Genomic DNA, 21,761 nt, shown 5'->3' with positions numbered 1-21,761 from the left:
AAAATACTTTTTATAAATATTTTTCAAAAAACTTGTAGTCTGAGTGGAAAAGATTATTTTTGCCTATTCGACAAGAAGAGTATGAAAAATATCCGTAATTTCTGTATTATCGCCCATATTGACCATGGTAAAAGTACCTTGGCCGATCGCCTATTACAAGTAACAGGAACGATTTCTGATCGTGAGTTACAAAACCAAACATTAGACGATATGGATTTGGAACGCGAACGTGGAATCACAATCAAATCACACGCTATCCAAATGGAATATGAAAAAGATGGTGAAAAATATATTTTAAATTTAATTGACACGCCTGGACACGTGGATTTCTCGTATGAGGTTTCTCGTTCGATTGCCGCTTGTGAAGGTGCTTTGTTAATTGTAGATGCTGCTCAAAGCATCCAAGCTCAAACCATTTCTAACTTATATTTAGCATTAGAAAATGATTTAGAGATTATTCCAGTTTTAAACAAAATCGATTTACCTTCTGCTAATCCAGAAGAGGTAACAGATGATATTGTAGACTTATTAGGTTGTGAACCTGAAGATGTATTGCGTTGTTCTGGAAAAACAGGTGAAGGAGTTTTAGAGTTGTTGCATACAATTATAGAAAAAGTTCCTGCTCCTGTAGGAGATCCTGAAGCTCCGTTGCAAGCTTTAATCTTTGACTCTGTTTACAATCCTTTCCGTGGAATTGAAGCTTTTTATAAAGTTGTAAATGGAGAGATTAAAAAAGGGGATCAAGTCAAATTCATGGCAACCAATAAAAAATATGGTGCAGATGAAATTGGAACTTTAAAGTTAAATCAAGTAGAGAAAAAAGTAATTAAAACCGGAGATGTTGGTTACATTATTTCTGGGATTAAAGAAGCTGCCGAAGTAAAAGTTGGTGATACAATTACTTTAGTTGATAGACCTGCCGCTGAAGCTATTGATGGTTTCGAGGAAGTAAAACCGATGGTTTTCGCAGGAATTTATCCAGTAGATACTGAAGATTATGAAGATTTACGTGCTTCTATCGAGAAGTTGCGTTTAAATGATGCTTCCTTAACCTTTGAAGCAGAATCTTCTGCTGCTTTAGGGTTTGGTTTCCGTTGTGGTTTCTTAGGAATGCTACACTTAGAAATCATTCAAGAACGTTTAGAACGTGAATTTAACATGACAGTTATTACAACTGTTCCTAACGTTTCGTACGAAGCTTATTTAGAAAAAGATCCCGATAAAATGATTGCCGTTCATAATCCTTCTGAATTACCTGATCCTTCTGGATTAAATCGTGTGGAGGAACCTTACATTCGTGCAGCGATTATTACTAAATCTGAATTTGTTGGTCCTGTCATGAGTTTGTGTATTGAGAAACGAGGCGAATTACAATCTCAAAATTATTTGACTCAACATCGAGTTGAAATGATTTTCAATATGCCTTTGGCTGAAGTTGTATTTGATTTCTATGATCGATTAAAATCAATTTCTAAAGGATATGCTTCTTTCGATTATGCTCCTTCTGGAATGAGAGCTTCAAAATTAGTTAAAGTGGATATCATGATTAACGGTGAAGTTGTAGATGCTTTATCTGCCTTAATTCACGTTGATAATGCTTACAACATTGGTAAAAAAATGTGTGAGAAATTACGCGAATTAATTCCTCGTCAACAGTTTGATATTCCAATTCAAGCAGCAATTGGTGCTAAAATTATTGCACGTGAAACCATTAAAGCTTTACGTAAAGACGTTACAGCAAAATGTTACGGAGGAGATATTTCTCGTAAACGTAAGTTATTAGAAAAACAAAAAGCTGGTAAGAAGAAAATGCGTCAAATTGGACGTGTAGAGGTTCCTCAATCTGCCTTCTTAGCTGTTTTAAAATTGAACGATTAAGATTAATTTTATATATATTTTTATAAGCCACTCAATGAGTGGCTTTTTTTGTAACAATTTGTTACAAAATTCTACAAATAAACTAAAAAATTAAATGAAAACAATACTTAAAGCTGAACAAGTAATTATACTTATCCTTGCAATTTTCACATATGCTCAATTTCAATTTTCATGGATTTTATTTGCAGTTTTATTCTTTAGCCCTGACATAATGATGCTAGGGTATTTAATCAACAACAAAATTGGAGCAATTTCTTATAATTTAGTACACTCTTACATTTTCTCAATTGGATTAATCCTAATTGGACTAATGGTTAATAGTAACTTTTCATTGAAAGTTGGTTTAATATGTACAGCCCATATTGCTTTTGATCGAATTTTAGGCTACGGCTTAAAAACATATAAAGGTTTTAAATCTACGCATTTGGGAGATATTTGATAATATTTGTAACAATTATTACAATCTAAATCATGAAGTTTTTTGAAATTTGTAATAAATTTTAAATATGATTTTACTTCAAATAAATTTTGATTTTCCTGTTGAATATATGGGAGAAAATTTAACTAACAATGCACAACCATTGGCTGAAAGCATTAATTTAGAAAAAGGGTTTATTTCTAAGATTTGGATCGAGAATAAAGAGACTGCTCGAAGTGGTGGAATTTATATTTTTGACACCTTAGAAAATGCAAAAAATTATGCTGAAATGCATTCTAAGCGAGTTGAACAAATGGGTGCCACAAACATTGTTTCAGAATATTTTGAAATTAACGAACCTCTCTCAACTTTAAATAAAGGAATATAATTACCAAAGCTACTTAATAAAGTGGCTTTTTTTGTTTTAATTATTTCTCTTCTAATTTCTCCATTCCAAAATCGAAAATTTTAACATAAAGTATTTCGAAATGTAAGATTCTTTGACAAGCTCGGAATAACAGTAAAACAAATAAATTTCCTAACTTCGTTACCATTCAAATCATACACATGAAAAATTTATTTTTATCAACAACTATTACCTTAGCTTCAATTTCTGCGTTTGGTCAAAATATTTCGAATCAAACTATAGATCAAGTCACAGAAAATGCCATGAAGACATTCAATGTTCCAGGAATTTCTGTTGCCGTAATTAAAGATGGAACAATTATTCATAGTAAAGGTTATGGTGTAAAATCAATCAAAACAGGAGAAAAATTACAATCGAATACAAATTTTGGAATCGCCTCTAATTCGAAAGCTTTTACAGCAGCGGCTTTAGCGATTTTAGTTGATGAAGGAAAAATGAATTGGGATGATAAAGTCATCAAACATATTCCCGAATTTAAAATGTATAATGAATATGTAACAAAAGAATTTACTATTCGTGATTTGTTAACACACCGAAGTGGTTTAGGCTTAGGTGCTGGCGATTTGATGGTATGGCCTGATGGACATAATTTCACACCAACCGATATTATCAACAATATTCAATATTTAAAACCTGTTTCAGATTTTCGTTCGAAATATGATTACGATAATCTTTTGTACATCATTGCTGGAGTTGTAGTAGAAAGAATTTCTGGACAATCTTGGACGGATTTTGTCACTCAACGATTAATCGAACCGATTGGCATGACAAATACAGCGGCTAATTTTCATCTGTTAAAAGATCAAAAAAATGTGATTGATCCACATGTGCCAATTGATGGTAAATTGCAAGTAATCGATCGTTATACCAATACGATTTTTGACGCAGCAGCAGGATTATATTCTAACGTTGATGATGTTGCAAAATGGTTACAATTTAATTTGAATAAAGGGAAAGTAAACGGAAAACAAATTATTTCTGAAAAACAAATGAAAGAAATGATTTCGCCTGTTACCTTGCAAAAAGTTGGAACTACTCCTCCATACAATTCATTGTTTAAAGCATATGGATTAGGTTGGCAATTGCAAGATTATAACGGAAAATTAGAAGTTTCGCACACTGGTGGTTTAGAAGGAATTGTAACGCAAACAATTTGGTATCCTCAAATCAATTTAGGAATTGTCGTTCTTACTAATCAACAAGCAGGTGTCGCATTTAACTCGGTTTCTAATACAATTAAAGATTTTTATTTAGGCAATCCCGAAAAAGATTGGGTTGCTTTCTACGATAATTTGATGAAATCTCGTGTGGCCGAAGCGGACGGAATCACAGATGAAGTTTGGAAAACAGTTGAAGCAAATCAGAAAAACAAAGCCTTAAAGGTTAATAAAAATGCATTCACCGGAACCTATAAAGATAATTGGTTTGGTGATGTTGAAATCTATGAGAAAAAAGGAAAATTAATTTTCGAATCGAAGCGTTCACCTCAATTAACCGGAGAAATATCATTTTATAAAGACAATACATATGCGGTAAAATGGTACAACAGATATTTCCATGCAGATGCTTTTGTTTTTGCTGAAATGAAAGATGGAAAAATGACAGGATTTACGATGAAAGCTATTTCACCAATGACAGATTTTAGTTACGATTTCCATGATTTAGATTTTACACGAAAATAAAAATTACCAATTCGAGTAATTCTTCGAAAAATTGTATCGAGAGCTTAGATGATTTTTCGTCTTAGTTCTCGATGCAATTTTATATTTCTGTCGAAATAAAAAATCACTCTAAATGATGTTAACTAAACATTTATGAAATTAAAAGGTTACGCATATGGATTAATTTCTTCCATATCTTACGGATTAATTCCGCTATTTATCCTACCTATAAAACAAGCAAATTTCCCAATAGACACCACTCTATTCTATCGATTCTTTTTCTCAGCGTTGATTGTTGGAGTTTATTTATTAATCAAAAAAAAATCATTCAAAATAAAATTGAAACAAATTCCTATATTGATCACTCTTGGGTTATTATACGGAATTTCTGCTGATGCTTTATTTTTAGGTTACGATTATTTATCTGCTGGTATTGCCTCTACTTTACTATTTGTATATCCACTAATCGTCGCCATTATTATGGCTGTATTCTTCAAAGAGAAACTCACTATTTCTGCTATCGTAGCCATTGCATTTGTTTTGGCTGGCGTCATTTTATTGAGTTTTAAAGATGGTAAATTCGAACTAAATCCAATTGGTTTAGGCATTGTTTTTATCAGTGCTTTAGGTTATGGACTTTACATTGTCACGGTCAACAAATCGAAAGCAAAAGAGATAAAAGGTTTTACACTTAGCTTTTATTCATTCCTATTTACAACGATATATTACGCTATAAAAATGATTATACAAAAAGAATCATTTGTTCTTCCTTCGTTAGAATTAACGTTTAACTTTTTTACGTTTGCTTTTGTTACAACTGTTATTTCGAGTATTGCTTTAATTTTTGCAATCAAAGAGATTGGTTCTACAGCAACATCTATTCTGGGCGCATCGGAGCCTGTAGTTGCAGTTGGAGTGAGTGTCTTGTTATTTGGCGAAAACTTTTCGTGGAGTTTAGGTTTAGGAATTTTTATGATTATTTTAGGCGTAACACTTAATGTTCTCGGAGATGCATATCAACAAAAAAGGCTAAAAACTTCTTTATAGAAATAAACCTGAAAAATTATACAACAAAAAAAACTGTCTTCAACAAGACAGTTTTTTTGTTATGAAATAAATTTATTTTTTAATTATTTTTCTTGTTATCGTTTTTCCATCTTTCAGATTAATTTTCACAAAATAAACACCTGATTTCAAGGACGATGTATTCAATCCTTTTAATGATTGATTTGATTTTAAAACAACTTGACCAATTGTATTTGATACCTCAACACTTGAAATCTGCTCATGAAAATTCGCATCAAATGTTAAATAATCTTTAACTGGATTAGGATAAATTTTAAATTCTTTCCCTTCAATTTGATGAACGGCTAAGTCATCTGTACTAAACTTGAAATTATCGTAATAAGCATCACCTCCGTAATTATTATGCAACATTGTAAATCCATGAACATCTAATTTCGTAAAATTATCTCCTGTGTAAACTAATTGATCGTTCAAGTAATACTTGATTTCATTTTCCGTGACTTCAATTTTAAAATTATTCCATTTATTAATCGACCAACCTTCTGCCGCATCAGCGTAATCAAAACCATAATTGATATCCTTTGTAATGTACAAATATCCTCTGTTTTCCATACCTAAACCTGCAACAGGGTAAAATTCATCTGTATCTGGATTAATGGTATACAAATTAAATTCGAAATCGGCACCGTTTCGTTTTGTTACAAACGCATCAAAAGATATTGTAAAACCTTTATAATCAATAGGTTTTTCAAACGTTTTTGTCACACCCATTACAGGTAGCCATTTAGGACCAAAATCTGGTTGATCTCCATTTTTAAAAGAATAAATTCCGTCACTCGCTTGTTCATCAGAAACAAGTTGATTATTGAGTATTTCTCCATTTGCATCTGCAACTTCCCAATTATTCTGAGTATGTATATTTCCTAATTCATATCCTTCTTTCGCTTCAAATGAAGTATTGGTTTGTGCAAATGAAATTGTACTGGCTGTAAGTAATAAAATGTAAAATTTCTTCATATTATATTAATTAAAAGTTAACAAGATAATCATTTTATGAATTAAAATTTAATAAAACTGCGAATTAATTATCTTATAAAAAAAACTCCTCTCAAAATGGAGAGGAGTTTCGATTTGAAATACTATTTTTATTAATGTTGTTGCGCATCAATTACAGCAAAGGTAACCATATTCACAATTTCGCGAACTGTACTATCTAATTGTAATAGATGAATTGGTTTTTTCATTCCGATTAAAATAGGACCAACTGCTTCTATTTTTCCAAGTTCTTGTAATAATTTATACGAAATATTCGCAGATTCAAGATTTGGAAAAACCAATGTATTGGCATACGTTCCTGCTAATTTAGAAAACGGAAAATTACTTTGTAACTTCTCTTTGTTCACGGCAAAATTTGCCTGAATATCGCCATCGACTAAAATATCTGGATGATTTTGATGTAAATAATTCACTGCATTTTGAACTTTAGAAGCTGTTTCTCCTTTGTTCGATCCAAAGTTAGAATACGACAATAATGCAATTTTCGGTTCAATTTTAAATTTCTTAATTGTTTCATTAAACTGCAACGTAATATTGACTAGATCTTCAGAAGTTGGATCTAAATTAACCGTTGTATCACCCAAGAAAATTGGACCTTTTTCGGTTAACATCATATACATACTCGCTACTTTCTGTCCTTGTTCGGCACCAATCAATTCTAAAGCTGGGCGAATGGCTTGCGAATAGTTCTTTGTCATTCCAGAAATCATCGCTTCTGCATACCCAAACTCAACCATACATGATCCAAAATAATTACGATCTCTCAATAACTTCTTCGCATCCGATTTAGAGACACCTTTTCGTTGGCGTTTATTGTAAATAAAATCTACAAATTGATTGTAACGATCCGAATCTTCTTCTGCGTTTGTATCAACAATTTCCACATCTTCTAAATCCAACATATAATCTTTGATCATTTGTTGAATTTTATTTTTCTTTCCTAAAATAATTGGAATTGCAATTTTTTCTTCCTTTACAATTTGTGCCGCTCGTAGAATCTCGAAACGATCCCCTTCTGCAAAGACAACTCGTTTTGGATTTGATTTTGCTGTTTGTGTCAAATTGCGCATAATCGTACTTTCTTTTCCGATTCGCTTCATCAACGACAATTTATAGGCTTCGAAATCAGTTATCTCATTCTTTGCAACACCAGTTTCTATGGCAGCTTTTGCAACTGCAGCCGAAACTTCTGGCAACAAACGCGGATCGTTTGGTTTTGGGATAATGTAATCTTTTCCAAATTTGATTGAATGATTATTATACGCTTGCGTCACAACTTCAGGAACTGGTTCTTTTGCCAATTCTGCAATCGCACGAACAGCCGCAATTTTCATTTCCTCGTTAATCGTTGTCGAACGAACATCTAACGCTCCTCTAAAAATGTATGGAAAACCTAAAACGTTATTCACCTGATTAGGATAATCTGAACGACCTGTTCCCATAATAATATCTTGTCGAGTAGAAATTGCCAAATCGTACGCAATTTCTGGATTTGGATTTGCCATTGCCAACACAATTGGATTTTCGGCCATTGTATTCAATATTTCAGCAGATAAAACATCTGCAGCAGATAAACCGATGAAAATATCAGCATCTTTTACCGCATCTGCCAACGTAGAAATATCACGATCTGTTGCCCATTCAGCTTTCGAAGCGTCAAGATTATCACGGTCAGAACGGATTACTCCTTTACTATCTAACATCACAATATTCTCCTTTTGTGCACCAACAGAAATGTACATTGCTGTACAAGAAATTGCGGCTGCTCCTGCTCCGTTTACAACAATTTTAACTTTAGAAATATCCTTTCCTTGTAATTCACAAGCATTGATTAATGCTGCACCAGAAATAATGGCTGTTCCATGTTGATCATCGTGCATTACAGGAATATTCATTTCAGCTTTTAATCGCTTTTCGATTTCGAAACATTCTGGCGCTTTAATATCTTCAAGATTAATTCCTCCAAAAGTTGGCTCTAAAGCTTTTACAGTATTGATAAATTCATCGACATTCTTCGTATCTAATTCGATATCAAAAACATCAATATCCGCAAAAATCTTAAACAAAAGACCTTTTCCTTCCATCACAGGTTTCGAAGCGACTGCACCTATATCTCCTAAACCTAAAACGGCTGTTCCGTTACTAATGACAGCAACCAAATTTCCTTTTGCCGTATATTTATACGCATTTTCTGGATCTTTTTCAATCTCTAAACATGGTTCTGCAACACCTGGCGAATAAGCAAGCGATAAATCGCGCTGTGTGTTCGTAGGTTTTGTTGGCACTACCGCAATCTTTCCGGGTTGACCCATCGAATGGTAATTCAATGCATCCTTCTTACGATTGTCATTCATTTCTTTGTGGTATATATTTTTTCAAAATAAATTTAGGTAAAAATAAACTAATAAAAGTATGACAAATCATATAGTTTGATGATTTTTCTATTTAAATATTATCAACTTAAACAAGTTAATGATGATAAATTATTGAGTTGATAAATTTTAGTGTTAAAAATTAAATCGTGTTGTAAACATTACTTGAGTTGGTCTCAATTTATATAGAAATCGTTGTTCGAAATTAGATGAAAAGCTATTTTGTGAAAAATATTTCTCATTAAAAAGATTATAAGCAGACAATTCAAAATCTATTTTTTTCTTTTTTAATGAATAACGGTACATCAAATCTCCGAAAGTTGAATTAGGATTTAATCTTGTATCATCATTGACATACAAATCAAAATTAAACTTTACATAATGTTGATCTGCTGGAAAAAAATGTAATCCTATTTGGTGAATTTGATTAGTTATTGATCGAAATTTTGATTCTTCTGAAAACTTATTTTTATAATTTGTTACACCATATTTATACTCAAACGTCATCCAACTTAATAATCTGAAAGAAGCGTCAAAATTTGAAGTTAAAATAGTGTTGTCAATTTCTACTAAATCATTATTCAACAATTGATCATAAGTCGTAAAATTATAACCTCCAGCTAAATTAAAAGTCGTTTTGATTTTAGAGAAATATTGACTTATTTTAGCATTAACAGAATGTGTTTGTTGATGATTTTTTTGATTGATAACATCTAAAATGGCACTTGCGTCTGAATTGTATTTGTAATTATACAACAAGTTGTTTTCGTTCCAACTATACGAATATCCAAAGTTAAAAAACCTTGATTTAATTGGATTTTTATATTCAAAACGTAAAGACGAATTCCATTTTTTTACTTCATTGAAATTTCCATCATTTTGTTGAATAGAATTGTAACGATACAATATAAAACCTTCGTGTAATCGTGTTAAACTACCCAAATCATTGCTAAAATTATGCGAAGTTGAAACTTTCCAGAATTTTGAAAATTCTAAACCTATGTTAAATTTTGGTTCGATGTAAAAACGATTGTACGAATTTTTAGTTCCAAAAGAATTATTCTCTAAATTATACCACTGAAATGGAAATCCAAAAGACAAACTAAGTCGATTTTTTTTGTACGAAAATCTATTTTCTACATAAGGATTAAAGGTTGACCAATGTGTATTGTTAGTAAAAGTGGAATTTGTAAGTTGTTCATCAGCTAACAAATCACTTTTCATTGAATGATTGATGTATTTAATTCCAATTTTTGATTGCAACGTAAATCCTTTAATTCCTTTTGAAAATTCTGCGAAATTATTTGTCGAAAATTTCTCAAAATTAATTTGTTGAAATGCATTTTGATAATCAGTCCCGTTGTTTATCAAATCCGTAAAAACTCCCGGAGAAACGCTTAAATTTTCATTGTAATTTTTATAAGCTAACGTGGACTTTAAAGTAATCAATTGTTTACCAATCTTACGAATGGTTCTAAATTGATTTGAAAATTCTCGATTAGGTTGAGTTAATTTTTGTTGTATAAAATTATTATTTTGATTGAGATTTCCTCTCGAGCTATTCCAATCACCTTTAAACTCTAAGACATTTTCAAGATAATTTTTCGAACTATTTTGAGATAATGTAGCTTTAAGATTAAGACTTTCTATTTGCAAATAATTTTGTTTGATTTCGTTGAGAAATATATCTCCTGTTGGTAAAAAATATTGTGTGTTTGTTTCTCCGAATCGCTTTTGAAAATCGTTGTGATAAGACAAATTAATACGTAAATCTAACTCTTTTTTTATCTTGAAAAGATGATTCCAAGTCCCAATATTTATTGCATTATCTAACCAACGTTCTCCTTCAAAACTTGGTGTTTGTACACCTGCAATAGATAACCAACTTTCATTAGAAAACTTTTCAAATTCATTTAAAAAATCTTCTAAACTTAATGTTCTTAATTGTCGAGAAACATCATTTCCACGATTATTTCCTTGATAAGAACCAATCATTTGTTGCTTTTTTGTGAACAACATAGGCGTAATATTCGCTTGATACAACATAGGCGAAGCGCCAAGACCAACTTCTGCTTTACCAGAATAGGTAATTTTGCTTTTTAGTTTGATATTTAATGCAGCTTTAGAGCTATAAACCAAACTGTCTAAAATCTTGATGGGCTGATGATTCTCCAAAATTTGAACTTTATCAACCGCTTCTGCAGAAAGATTTTCGTTTGCTAAGGCATATTTTCCACCCAACAAATCCATTCCTTCGATATAATATTTATTAATTGGTTCTCCTTGATACAAGATTCTACCAGAATTTTCGATTTCTATTCCAGGCATTTTTTTGATAACATCTGCAATAGAGCGATCTTTTATATCTTTAAAATTACTGACATCATAGGCAATTGTGTCGCCTTTTTTGCGAATTGGTGATTGTTTTAGTTTAACTTCTTTTAGCTCGATTGCTTTTTCTTGTAAAGTGAAATCAAAATTTGTAGAAGATTCGTTAACCAAATCTGAAGTAAACGCATAATTCATCGCACGAACTTTTATTTCATACATTTCGTGCGATGGATTATCTATTTTGATGGAATATTTACCATCAGCTTTTGTGATAAAATATGTTAATGTTTCGTCCGAAGTACTTGGCGAAATAGTAACATTAGCACCAGAAACAGGTTTCCCCTCTTCATTTTTTACAACGCCAGAAATGGTAAGTTGTGCAAAAATAAAGTGAGAAAGTAAAGCAAATAGTAGTGTTAATTGGGTTTTCAAAAATTATAAAACAAATGGTATGGATGGGTTTAAATAAATATACTTTCTTTTTTTATATCTTTCTTGTCTTTCTTTTATCTCTTGTTCTGTCAGTTGCAAACCTGCCTGCATAAGAATATTAGTCTTATTTTCTTGAAAAGATTTACCAAAGTTATAAACTTCATCTTTATTCATTTTAACAAAATCATTTCTTCTTCTTTGTGATATTGTTGTTTCTTTTAAATTAATGAAATCTTTTTTTGATTTATAACCCGTTAATTCGAATTTATAATTACTATTCTCATCTTCTAATTTTATGATAACTCCAGGTAAACCATAAAATAAGTATGGTGCAACCTGAATAGGTAATTCTTCTGAATAATATGCTATCCAATTTCTACCTAAAAAAAATGTTGTTGCTTTTGTCACTTTTTTTCCATCAATTTCAGATGTTTCATTAGAAATGTTCCATATTGGTAGTTCTATTTTTTCTTCATTGTAAAAAGGTAACTCTAAATTAAAGATATAGTGCTTTTGTATTTCTTTTTCTAAATCAATTTCTAAAGTATAATTTTCCACATTTTTTTTAAAACCCATAGTCTGTTCCATGACAGAACTAATATTACTTGCATCAACTTTTCGCTTTGTATAAGCTATAGAATCATAAATAATATGATTTTCCCCTCTGTAAATCCGTTGTTCACCTTCAATGATAACATTCATAATATCAGTATACTTTTTTTTACTGACACTATCTTTTTTAAATTCATATAAGTATGTAAACTCATATTGAGAATAACCATTTATACTAATAAGTATAAAACTTATAACTAATACTATTTTATTTAAATACTTCATTTACGAATAAATTATATAGATATGATTTAAGAAAATTCCTAAGTCATATACTATAATTATTAATATTTAATTAATCTTCAATTTCTGGTGCATCTTGCTCATTTTCTATATCTTCACAAGCTTTATCTCTAAAATTACTTAATTTATCAGGGTCAATCTCTCCTTCCCAACAGTAAATAAGCGCAATTCCACAATCATTTTTAACTCCTGTACATTGCCTATTATATTCTTCATCTACAAACTCTACTTCATTTGCCATTGCAAACGTTCCGATAAGTGCAAAAGCACTTGCTAATAACATTTTCTTCATTTTAATGTAATTTTTAGTTTTTAATTTTCAATTATAGTTAGCAACCTATAATTGTTGTCTTAACGTTAATTACATCAATAATAATAATAATAATAATAGAAAACAAATCATTGAGTAATTTAAGTGATTAAAAACGAATAATTTATATTAAATTCATTCCAATTATAGCGGATTATAAGGGATAGCACCTAATATTTTGATTATCTTTATATTAATTAAAACAATGAGGATTTTATGAAGAAGTTATTAATTCTATACACAATCATAATCTCTTCTATTTGTTCTGCACAAATAAAAGAGATTTCTGATTCTTATTCCAACTATATATTGGCAACTATATACCGAACAGATTACCTAAATTACCAAATTTATAACAGAAGTCTTTTTTTGAATATTTTTTCGATAAACGATTCTAAAGGAACTTCTACTGATTCTTTTAACGAAACTGACGAAGTTTTGCAAGCGCTAATAATATCTGTATCTCCAGACGGCGATTATTATACAACAAGTAAATTATATAAAATAGATGAACTAATTTTTCCGAAAATAGTAGAAATTAATGAAACTAAATATCCAGAATTTATTATTAAAATTGAAACAGGAATGAATAATAATAGAATTGTAAAAGAATATAAAATTAATTCGAATTGATAATAAATTATAAAACCATCTTTCATGATATACAAAAGATGGTTTTCTATTTTTTAAAATTTAACAACTTTACAAACTATTGACCACTTCAACTAGTTTAGAAGTCAAGTTTTTACGATTGAATTGTTGAACTTCATTTTCGTTCGTTTCAAATTTTTGGTTTGGATTTTTTAACCATTGATTATAAATCGAGAGAATATAATTTTTCATTTCCGCCACTTGTTCGTGACTAAAATAATTTCCGGCTTTAGTTTTATGAAGTATTTTTTCGACATCTGCATCAGCAGGTCCAATCGCTAAAATTGGATTTCCAGTAGCCATATATTCGAATAATTTACCAGGAATTATTCCTTTCGAAGCAACATTCTCAAAGTTTGTCAAAATTAAAATATTTGCTGAATTGATCGCGTTCAACGATTCTTGATGCGAAACATATCCGTGAACAATTAAATTAGTTTGTAAACCTTGTTTAACAATTGATTGTTTGACATCATCAGCTAAAGAACCATAAAAATTAAGTTTAAAATCTTCTCTGAAAGATTGATTTTCGTTACTAATTTCAGCTAAAGCTTTCCACAAAGCAACAGGATTTCGAAGCATTTCCAAACCTCCAGAATACGTCAAATGAAAATAATTATGCTCTTTCTCTATTTGCTGTTTTACTTCTTCGAAACCATTTGTAATCACTTCTACTCGCTTTGCTCCAATTTTTTTAAAGTTTTCACCATCAGCATAACTTGTTGCTAAAACAACGTCGGCTTTTTGCATCACTTCTCGCTCTAAATCTTCGTGTTTTTTAGCAGCCCAAGACGTTAATTTCAATTCTTTGTGATAACTAATTTGTGTCCAAGGATCTCTAAAATCTGCCAACCAGTTAAGGTTTGGTAATTGTTTTTTCAATTTCAAACCGATCAAATGTAAACTATGAGGCGGACCAGAAGTTACAATGGTGTCAATATTTTCTTTTTGTAAAAAATCTTTTAAATATTCTGCAGAAGGATTCACCCAAAACTTACGCGCATCAGGAATAAAGAAATTTCCTCGCACAAAAACTGACAATTTCGACAAAAAAGATTGGTTTTCATTTTTCTCGAAATGTCCACCTTTATAAGCTTTATTTTTTGGATTCAGTTTTTCAGCCAACTGATAAGGTTCCCAAATTTTGTTTTTAACGATTTTAACTTTCGGATTAATGTCTTTCGCTAAAGTTTCGTCGAGAATTGGATAAGAAGGATTTTCTGGAATATATACATAGGTTTCATATCCAAATTCAGGAAGATATTTTGTGAATTTCAACCATCTTTGAACACCAGGACCTCCCGCAGGAGGCCAGTAATAGGTGATGATTAATATTTTTTTCATTCTAAAATTAAGCCTTTTGAGTGGCTAAGTTTACATTCTCTTTTGGTGAACATTTTTTATATCCCAAATAAACACCTCCCAACACAATGATTATAAGTAAGATATTTGAAATTATCACAATCATATTTCCTGTAGAAATAACTTGTGGCTTAAATTCCATGACAATCGTATGATTTCCTTTCTGAACTGGTACTGCACGCAATACGTAATTCGCTTTTTCGATCGGAACTTCCTTTCCATCAACTGTTGCAGTCCATCCATGTGGATAATAAACTTCTGAAAAAACTGCAATTTGATCTGTATTAGAAGACGATTTGTAGGTAATTTTCATTGGTGAATAATCAACCAATTCAATTTTCGCGTTTGCATCAGCTGAAACATTTAGGTTTTTATTCTCAACCAAATCTTTACGTAAAATAACTGTATTATTAATTGGTGTAGAATTTATGGCTAAGATTTCGTCATTTGCATTATCTGTCCATTTGATGTTCGAAGCTAACCAAGCACTACCTAAAGCAGTTGGATTTTGTTGAACCTGCGGTTCTGTAGGACTTCCATGAATAATATATTTCGTATTCATCATATTCAATACATTAATCAAACCTGTTTCATCTTTGATTCCGTATTTTTTTAATTGCGGATCTTGCGAAAAATAGATATCTACAACGTCTTGGTATTTCCCTAATTTAGCGGCATGATAACCACCAATTGAAGGAAGAAAATATGAAGTTCCAGCTTCGTTAAACGTACTCAAAACCGTATTGTACACACGGAAATGTGATTGATCTTGTTTTGCTATATTCGACAATAAGTTATTCAACGGAACCTTGTAAGCTATTTGTGCAACATTATTGTTATTTTCGGCTTCGGTTTGTGAACGTGGTGACATTTCCGTTGGGAAAGGGTTGTCAACAATATATTTTGACACAAAATTATCTTCGTTCAAATATCTTTTGTTCACTGTAAATCCATCAATAAATGCCAAAGCACCTATCGTTAATATCACAACAATTGGTTTTTTGATCAACTTGAATAAATAAGCTAACAATAATCCCATTGTACACAACACAAAAATTAGTGTTCGTAACGTATCTGCTTTAAACATTGAAATTCTATCCTGAATTAATGCTTCATCTAAACGTTTCATTAAGCCATCCCATAGTCCAACTGCATTTGGATTAGCTTGTTGAATTTGTCCGATTAATTGCTCAGTCATGAACTTTTCATTCTCTGATGTAAATGGAAAAATCATTCCACCAAATAAGAAGAAAATGATCAAAATTCCGATTGTAGAACCACCAGCTATATAAAGTACTTTCTTTTTGAAGTCGTCAGATTCATCTGAATTAAAGAAATAATATAGCGTCAAAATTGCTAAAAAAGGCATTGTAAATTCGGCAATCACCAAGATGGAAGAAACTGCTCTGAATTTATCATACATTGGGAAATAATCGATGAATAAGTTGGTAACGAATGGTAAGTTTTTACCCCAAGCCAAAATGAAACTTAAAATCGTTGCACCTACTAACCATTTTTTATAGGTCGAGTATTTTCCACGAACCATAAAAACTCCGATAATAAATAAAAATACTACAACAGCTCCTTGATACGCTGGACCAGAAGTTCCTGGTTGATCTCCCCAATAAGCACTTCTTGGTTGACTTGCTACCGCTTGAAAAACTTGTTGATTAAATTCGTCTTCTCCTAAACTATATTGTGTATTTTGCAATTCGGATGTATAATGTTGTAAATCCTCTGGATCAGTTTGTGAACCACCACCCATTAAATTTGGAATAAATAGATTTAATGTTTCTAATTTTCCATAACTCCATTGTGTGATATAATCATGATCTAATCCGTTTGAATTCTTTTTCAACAACGTCATTTCAGATTTTCCACGCGTCGTCTCTTTACTGTATTCGTATGTCGATAATAATCGATTTGCATTTAATCCCGCAGCAATAATAACCGCTACAACAACCAATGCAGATGATTTGAAGAAATCGGGTAATTCTTTTCTCTTGAAACTGTCTACAAACTGAACAATTGCAAAAACTAACATCGCCAAAAACAAATAGTAGGTCATTTGAATATGGTTCGCTTGTAATTGCAGGCCCATAAATAGCGTCGTTAAAACAAAACCTGCGATATATTTTTTACGATACAACAAAAGAATACCAGCAACTAAAGGTGCAAAATAGCCAATTGTATGTAATTTCCCATTATGTCCGGCTGCAATCAATTCGAAATAATACGAACCAAATGCAAAGAAAATTGCACCAACTAAAGCGTATTTCCACTTCTTAAAAACAGTTAAACCCAGAATAAAAAAACCAGTAAATACTAAGAAAATATAGTCTGCTGGACGTGGTAAAAATCTAAATAATCCATCAATCGTTTTGATTACATCAAAATTATATTTAGCACCTGTTTGATAGGTTGGCATACCACCAAACATAGCGTCAGACCAATAGACATTCTCACCCGTTTTTTCTTGGTAAGTCAACATTTCTTGCGCACTACCTTTGTAATTGATAATATCGGGTTGAATAACAGATTTTCCCGATAAAACTGGCGCACAATACACCAATGCAATCACCACAAAAAGTAGCAATGAGATAAGAATGTAGAGTAAATTCTTTTTATTTTTCATGCTTTTTTTCCTCGATTATTTCGTAATCTACCGTTTCGGCGTCTATATTGTATTTCGGCTTATCGAAAGACGTATTTTGTTTCGATTCGTTGTACGAATCATTCGAATTTTGACTTTGATTATAAGCATTTCTTTGCTGATTAATGGCTTCTTGAAAAACTTTTTTAACAGCAAATACTTTTCTTAAAAATCTAAAAATGAATAAGAAAATAATACTTAAAATTAAAATCCAAAGAATTGTTTTCATTTTAGTTGACTGTTGTGACAGTAGTAACCGATTCCGTCATTGTTTGTTTTTGACCTTGTGCTTCTACTGTACGTTTTAATGTTTCCTTTTTCGTTAAATTAACTTTGTTGATCCAACCAGATTTAGTGTCCAACAAAATTTTCCCATCGACATTCGCACTACTATTCGCTGACATTGTAACACCTTCTTGTGACTCATTACCTTTCAAACTCTGTGTTCCATTCACCGTAATTGTCGTATTTGTAGGTTCTACACTTGCTAAAGTTCTTTTCATCGAAATATTTCCTTTCATTGGACCTTGATCAATTTTTTGGCTATCACTCCAAGATTCTTTTAAAGCCAATGTTTTATTCGGAAAAATATTCATCGTTTCCTCAAATTGAGATGAAATCGCTTCTTTGTTTAATGAATTATTGATGACTTGCGTAAAGAATTTAAATTCTTCTGCATTTACTTGCGATTTTACAGAATTAAGAATTGACGTTTTGATAGATTCTAATCCATCAACACTTACAACTTTTCCTTTCTCATCAACTTTCATTGTATACGTTTTTCCCGTCATCGCTTTATAGATTGACCAAGAAACGGCAATATCTTTATTTGCAGGTTTTGCAGCATTTGTATCATACGAAATTGATTTTCCAGATGGATCAGTCATTTTTTCGCTATACTGTTTTGATTTTACTTCTAATGTATATACACCATTTTTAAAATCTTTTACGGTATAATCAATCTGTTTTTTACTTTCGCTTGACATTTTCTGAGATTGCTTCCCGTCAGTAGCTGAATGTGTTGTTTTAATACCTAATGTCATCGGATACGTTTTTCCGATCTCTAAATTATATTTGTATGCATATTTGTCATCAGCACCTTTTGCTATAGCTACAACTTCTGCAACTACAGGTGATTCGACTACCAAAGAATCTGTTGTTTCTGCTTTGGTAACGGTATCACCTTTTTCATTTACAATTAATTCTTTACCATCTTTATCTTTACCTACGACTTTATCCTCTTTTTTGCATGAAACTACTGCCATTGCGACAGCCATCATGAATAGTAATTTTTTCATATCAAATTTATATGTGATAATTGGTTTATTGCCAAAATCAATCCAAAAATAAGGATTTTAGTTGATTTTTTAACATTAAGATTCTAAAACTATCATACATAAATATTTACAGTATTTTCTATTTAAAAACAAAAAAGCCATTCAACTGAATGACTTTTCTTTATTTAATTAAATGGTACTGCAACTGACAAACTAAAATAGTTGTTTCGTGATTTTAAATCATCAGCTTTGTTGAAATTTGTAATTCCGTACGTATAACGTACATTAATAGAAGCACCAAACTTAAAATCATAACCAATTCCACCTACAATAGAGAAATCTAAATCTTTAAAATCATCTGTATCATTTTTCAAATCTATATTATCAGAAATTATTTCTATAATTCCTTGGTTATTTCTGATATCTATTTGACGTGTATATTTTCCTAAATAAAAATAAGAAAGTTGAGGACCAACTTCGAACGTCATTCCGTTTTCTATTTTATACTTTGCAAGAACTGGTAAAGTTATATAATCTGTTTTAAATTTACCTTCCGATTCATAAGTTAAACCATCAAGATGAATAGTCTCTTTGGTTTTGAAACCTTGAGAAGAATATAAAAGTTCTGGTTGAATAGCAACTGATTTATTAACTGGTATATTAAAATATACTCCAACTGTAGGACCAAATTTGAATTTGGAATCTATTAAATCATTATCGTCCGAAAAATTAACATTCGACAAATTAGCTCCTAATCGCATTCCTAATGTAGTCTGTGCTTGAGAAATAGTAATAAAACTTAAAAAAGTTAATAAAGTATAGATTTGTTTCATACAATAATATTTTAAAGTAAAAATATACTTATTTTTTTAATCTTCCATATAAAAAAAGCCTCCCAATTTGGGAGGCTTTTCATATTATAATCGAATAGATTATGCTTCTTCTGTACTTTCAGTTTCAGCAGCTGGAGCAGCTTCTTCTGTTTTCGTACTTTTTCTACTACGACGTGTAGTTGCTTTCTTTTCAACTTTCGTGTTAGTGTAGATATCATTGAAATCTACTAACTCGATCATTGCTGTATCAGCACCATCACCTAAACGGAAACCAGTTTTGATGATACGAGTGTATCCTCCTGGGCGATTAGCAATTTTAGGAGCTACAGTTCTGAATAATTCAGTTACAGCTTCTTTATCTTGTAAGTATGAAAATACAACGCGACGGTTGTTCGTATCGTCTGTTTTAGACTTTGTCAATAAAGGCTCAACATATGTTTGTAATGCTTTCGCCTTTGCTACTGTTGTGTTGATTCTCTTGTGAGTAATCAACGCTATAGCTAGATTAGATAATAAAGCTCTTCTATGAGAGGCAGTTCTACCTAAATGGTTAAATTTTTTTCCGTGTCTCATTTTTTAATAAAATTATTCTACGTCTAACTTATATTTTACGATGTCCATTCCAAAGTTAAGACCTTTGCTGTCCACCAATTCTTCTAACTCTGTAAGAGATTTCTTACCAAAGTTTCTGAATTTCATTAAGTCAGACTTAGCGAAAGAAACTAATTCGCCTAATGTTTCAACTTCAGCTGCTTTTAAACAATTTAATGCTCTTACTGATAAATCCATATCTACCAATTTTGTTTTCAATAATTGGCGCATATGTAACGCTTCTTCATCGTAAGTTTCACCAGATGCAACTTCTTCCGCTTCTAATGTAATTCTCTCATCTGAGAACAACATAAAGTGGTGAATTAAGATTTTAGCTGCTTCAGTTAAAGCATCTTGAGGTGTTATAGATCCATCTGTAGTAATTTCGAAAACTAATTTTTCGTAATCTGTTTTTTGTTCTACACGATAGTTTTCAATTGCGTATTTTACATTCTTAATAGGAGTGTAAATAGAATCAATTGCTATAGTCCCGATTGGCGCAGAAGCCTTTTTATTCTCATCAGCTGGTACGTATCCTCTACCTTTTTCGATTGTAAATGTAATAGTTACATTAACTTTAGCGTCTAAGTTAGCGATTACTAATTCAGGGTTTAAAACTTGGAATCCAGAAATAAATTTCCCTAAATCACCTGCTGTTAATTGATCTTGCCCTGAGATAGTAGCAGTTACAGTTTCAGCATCTGATTCATCAATTTGTTTCTTAAAACGAACCTTTTTCAGATTTAAAATGATCTCTGTAACATCTTCCACTACTCCTGGAATAGTTGAAAATTCGTGCTCAACACCTTCAATTTTGATCGAAGTGATGGCATATCCTTCCAAAGAAGAAAGTAAAACTCTACGTAGAGCATTTCCAACTGTAATCCCGTATCCTGGCTCTAATGGACGGAACTCAAATTGTCCGAATTGCGAGTCAGACTCTACTAAGATTACTTTGTCAGGTTTGATGAAATTTAAAATAGTCATTTTATTAGTCTGATTTTAAGGTTTATTTAGAATATAACTCGACGATTAATTGCTCTTTGATATCTTCTGGGATTTGAACTCTTTCTGGAGCTTTTGTAAAAGTACCAGCTTTTTGCTCATCATTCCAAACTAACCAATCGTACTCGCTACGTGCGTGTAAAGAGTTTGTGATTGCAGTTAAAGATTTAGATTTTTCTCTAACAGCGATAACGTCACCAGCTTTCAATTGATAAGATGGGATGTTCACGATTTCTCCGTTTACAGTTACGTGTTTGTGCGATACTAATTGACGTGCAGCACTACGTGAGTTTGCAATACCTAAACGGTATACTACGTTGTCTAAACGAGATTCACATAATTGTAATAATACTTCACCTGTAATTCCTTTAGAAGCATTTGCTTTTTTGTACAAGTTAGCAAATTGTTTTTCTAAGATACCGTAAGTATATTTCGCTTTTTGTTTTTCAGTTAACTGAATAGCGTATTCTGATTTTTTAGCTCTTCTTTTGTTAGGTCCGTGTTGCCCTGGAGGATATTTCTTTTTCTCAAAAGATTTATCGTCTCCGAAAATTGGTGCTCCAAATTTTCTTGCAATTTTAGTTTTTGGTCCTGTATATCTTGCCATGATTTGTTACTATTAA

19 protein-coding genes are annotated in these 21,761 nt (G+C 31.3%); 6 read left to right on the top strand and 13 right to left on the bottom strand.

Going from position 1 to position 21,761, the window contains the following annotated elements; translation table 11 throughout:
- The first annotated feature begins 81 nt into the window (after nt 1-81).
- The 5 genes from lepA (at nt 82) to IF125_RS01900 (ending at nt 5,431) form a co-directional block, all read left to right on the top strand.
- Nucleotides 82-1,878, top strand: coding sequence for a translation elongation factor 4 (lepA, locus tag IF125_RS01920; protein WP_171623521.1), 1,797 nt, complete (start codon nt 82-84; stop codon nt 1,876-1,878).
- Nucleotides 1,879-1,972: 94 nt separating this feature from the next.
- The gene (locus IF125_RS01915; RefSeq protein ID WP_225541322.1) at nt 1,973-2,317 is read left to right on the top strand and encodes a DUF4260 domain-containing protein; all 345 of its coding nucleotides are present in this window, start codon (nt 1,973-1,975) and stop codon (nt 2,315-2,317) included.
- Nucleotides 2,318-2,384: 67 nt separating this feature from the next.
- Nucleotides 2,385-2,684 carry a monooxygenase gene (locus IF125_RS01910; RefSeq protein WP_225541321.1) on the top strand — a complete coding sequence of 100 codons (300 nt, stop codon included), beginning with the start codon at nt 2,385-2,387 and terminating at the stop codon, nt 2,682-2,684.
- A gap of 179 nt (nt 2,685-2,863) precedes the next feature.
- Complete coding sequence (locus IF125_RS01905; protein ID WP_225541320.1) at nt 2,864-4,405, top strand: serine hydrolase; 1,542 nt, start codon at nt 2,864-2,866, stop codon at nt 4,403-4,405.
- Nucleotides 4,406-4,537: 132 nt separating this feature from the next.
- Nucleotides 4,538-5,431, top strand: a complete 894-nt coding sequence (locus IF125_RS01900) for a DMT family transporter (RefSeq protein ID WP_225541319.1) — start codon at nt 4,538-4,540, stop codon at nt 5,429-5,431.
- 72 nt (nt 5,432-5,503) lie between these two features.
- On the opposite strand, the gene IF125_RS01895 is transcribed toward IF125_RS01900, so the two are convergent.
- From IF125_RS01895 to IF125_RS01875, 5 genes are all read right to left on the bottom strand, one after another.
- Nucleotides 5,504-6,427, bottom strand: coding sequence for a T9SS type A sorting domain-containing protein (locus tag IF125_RS01895; protein WP_225539797.1), 924 nt, complete (start codon nt 6,425-6,427; stop codon nt 5,504-5,506).
- 131 nt (nt 6,428-6,558) lie between these two features.
- The gene (locus tag IF125_RS01890) at nt 6,559-8,820 is read right to left on the bottom strand and encodes an NADP-dependent malic enzyme (protein ID WP_225541318.1); all 2,262 of its coding nucleotides are present in this window, start codon (nt 8,818-8,820) and stop codon (nt 6,559-6,561) included.
- Between the two features lie 153 nt (nt 8,821-8,973).
- The gene (locus IF125_RS01885; protein ID WP_225541317.1) at nt 8,974-11,601 is read right to left on the bottom strand and encodes a carboxypeptidase regulatory-like domain-containing protein; all 2,628 of its coding nucleotides are present in this window, start codon (nt 11,599-11,601) and stop codon (nt 8,974-8,976) included.
- A gap of 3 nt (nt 11,602-11,604) precedes the next feature.
- Nucleotides 11,605-12,438 carry a GLPGLI family protein gene (locus tag IF125_RS01880; RefSeq protein ID WP_225541316.1) on the bottom strand — a complete coding sequence of 278 codons (834 nt, stop codon included), beginning with the start codon at nt 12,436-12,438 and terminating at the stop codon, nt 11,605-11,607.
- Between the two features lie 70 nt (nt 12,439-12,508).
- Complete coding sequence (locus tag IF125_RS01875) at nt 12,509-12,748, bottom strand: hypothetical protein (RefSeq protein ID WP_188319628.1); 240 nt, start codon at nt 12,746-12,748, stop codon at nt 12,509-12,511.
- 234 nt (nt 12,749-12,982) lie between these two features.
- Between IF125_RS01875 and IF125_RS01870 the strand changes: the two genes are divergently transcribed.
- The gene (locus tag IF125_RS01870; protein WP_225541315.1) at nt 12,983-13,399 is read left to right on the top strand and encodes a hypothetical protein; all 417 of its coding nucleotides are present in this window, start codon (nt 12,983-12,985) and stop codon (nt 13,397-13,399) included.
- A gap of 69 nt (nt 13,400-13,468) precedes the next feature.
- On the opposite strand, the gene IF125_RS01865 is transcribed toward IF125_RS01870, so the two are convergent.
- The 8 genes from IF125_RS01865 to rpsD form a co-directional block, all read right to left on the bottom strand.
- Complete coding sequence (locus IF125_RS01865; protein WP_225541314.1) at nt 13,469-14,761, bottom strand: glycosyltransferase; 1,293 nt, start codon at nt 14,759-14,761, stop codon at nt 13,469-13,471.
- A gap of 7 nt (nt 14,762-14,768) precedes the next feature.
- On the bottom strand, nt 14,769-17,414 hold the full coding sequence (locus IF125_RS01860) for a YfhO family protein (protein WP_225541313.1): 2,646 nt from the start codon (nt 17,412-17,414) through the stop codon (nt 14,769-14,771).
- The gene (locus tag IF125_RS01855) at nt 17,404-17,661 is read right to left on the bottom strand and encodes a hypothetical protein (RefSeq protein ID WP_171623158.1); all 258 of its coding nucleotides are present in this window, start codon (nt 17,659-17,661) and stop codon (nt 17,404-17,406) included. Before IF125_RS01855 ends, IF125_RS01860 begins: the two co-directional genes overlap by 11 nt.
- A 1-nt stretch (nt 17,662) precedes the next feature.
- Nucleotides 17,663-18,730: a DUF6263 family protein gene (locus IF125_RS01850; RefSeq protein WP_225541312.1), complete on the bottom strand. Its 1,068-nt coding sequence runs from the start codon at nt 18,728-18,730 to the stop codon at nt 17,663-17,665.
- Between the two features lie 164 nt (nt 18,731-18,894).
- Nucleotides 18,895-19,542, bottom strand: coding sequence for a porin family protein (locus tag IF125_RS01845; protein ID WP_225541311.1), 648 nt, complete (start codon nt 19,540-19,542; stop codon nt 18,895-18,897).
- Nucleotides 19,543-19,641: 99 nt separating this feature from the next.
- Nucleotides 19,642-20,115: a 50S ribosomal protein L17 gene (gene rplQ / locus IF125_RS01840; RefSeq protein WP_171623156.1), complete on the bottom strand. Its 474-nt coding sequence runs from the start codon at nt 20,113-20,115 to the stop codon at nt 19,642-19,644.
- 12 nt (nt 20,116-20,127) lie between these two features.
- The gene (locus tag IF125_RS01835) at nt 20,128-21,120 is read right to left on the bottom strand and encodes a DNA-directed RNA polymerase subunit alpha (RefSeq protein WP_171623155.1); all 993 of its coding nucleotides are present in this window, start codon (nt 21,118-21,120) and stop codon (nt 20,128-20,130) included.
- Between the two features lie 22 nt (nt 21,121-21,142).
- Entirely contained in the window at nt 21,143-21,745 is a 603-nt protein-coding gene (gene rpsD / locus IF125_RS01830; RefSeq protein ID WP_171623154.1) for a 30S ribosomal protein S4, read from the bottom strand.
- Between the last annotated feature and the right edge of the window lie 16 nt (nt 21,746-21,761).

The organism is Empedobacter stercoris (assembly GCF_020281205.1).
GTDB classification, from domain to species: domain Bacteria; phylum Bacteroidota; class Bacteroidia; order Flavobacteriales; family Weeksellaceae; genus Empedobacter; species Empedobacter stercoris.
Note: the sequence above shows the minus strand (reverse complement) of the source record. Positions and strands in the feature narration are given on the sequence as shown.

Coding starts and splice junctions, on each gene's coding strand:
- lepA (WP_171623521.1), top strand. CDS start 82: ATGAAAAATATCCGTAATTTCTGTATTATCGCCCATATTGACCATGGT.
- IF125_RS01915 (WP_225541322.1), top strand. CDS start 1,973: ATGAAAACAATACTTAAAGCTGAACAAGTAATTATACTTATCCTTGCA.
- IF125_RS01910 (WP_225541321.1), top strand. CDS start 2,385: ATGATTTTACTTCAAATAAATTTTGATTTTCCTGTTGAATATATGGGA.
- IF125_RS01905 (WP_225541320.1), top strand. CDS start 2,864: ATGAAAAATTTATTTTTATCAACAACTATTACCTTAGCTTCAATTTCT.
- IF125_RS01900 (WP_225541319.1), top strand. CDS start 4,538: ATGAAATTAAAAGGTTACGCATATGGATTAATTTCTTCCATATCTTAC.
- IF125_RS01895 (WP_225539797.1), bottom strand. CDS start 6,427: ATGAAGAAATTTTACATTTTATTACTTACAGCCAGTACAATTTCATTT.
- IF125_RS01890 (WP_225541318.1), bottom strand. CDS start 8,820: ATGAATGACAATCGTAAGAAGGATGCATTGAATTACCATTCGATGGGT.
- IF125_RS01880 (WP_225541316.1), bottom strand. CDS start 12,438: ATGAAGTATTTAAATAAAATAGTATTAGTTATAAGTTTTATACTTATT.
- IF125_RS01875 (WP_188319628.1), bottom strand. CDS start 12,748: ATGAAGAAAATGTTATTAGCAAGTGCTTTTGCACTTATCGGAACGTTT.
- IF125_RS01870 (WP_225541315.1), top strand. CDS start 12,983: ATGAAGAAGTTATTAATTCTATACACAATCATAATCTCTTCTATTTGT.
- IF125_RS01865 (WP_225541314.1), bottom strand. CDS start 14,761: ATGAAAAAAATATTAATCATCACCTATTACTGGCCTCCTGCGGGAGGT.
- IF125_RS01860 (WP_225541313.1), bottom strand. CDS start 17,414: ATGAAAAATAAAAAGAATTTACTCTACATTCTTATCTCATTGCTACTT.
- IF125_RS01855 (WP_171623158.1), bottom strand. CDS start 17,661: ATGAAAACAATTCTTTGGATTTTAATTTTAAGTATTATTTTCTTATTC.
- IF125_RS01850 (WP_225541312.1), bottom strand. CDS start 18,730: ATGAAAAAATTACTATTCATGATGGCTGTCGCAATGGCAGTAGTTTCA.
- IF125_RS01845 (WP_225541311.1), bottom strand. CDS start 19,542: ATGAAACAAATCTATACTTTATTAACTTTTTTAAGTTTTATTACTATT.
- rplQ (WP_171623156.1), bottom strand. CDS start 20,115: ATGAGACACGGAAAAAAATTTAACCATTTAGGTAGAACTGCCTCTCAT.
- IF125_RS01835 (WP_171623155.1), bottom strand. CDS start 21,120: ATGACTATTTTAAATTTCATCAAACCTGACAAAGTAATCTTAGTAGAG.
- rpsD (WP_171623154.1), bottom strand. CDS start 21,745: ATGGCAAGATATACAGGACCAAAAACTAAAATTGCAAGAAAATTTGGA.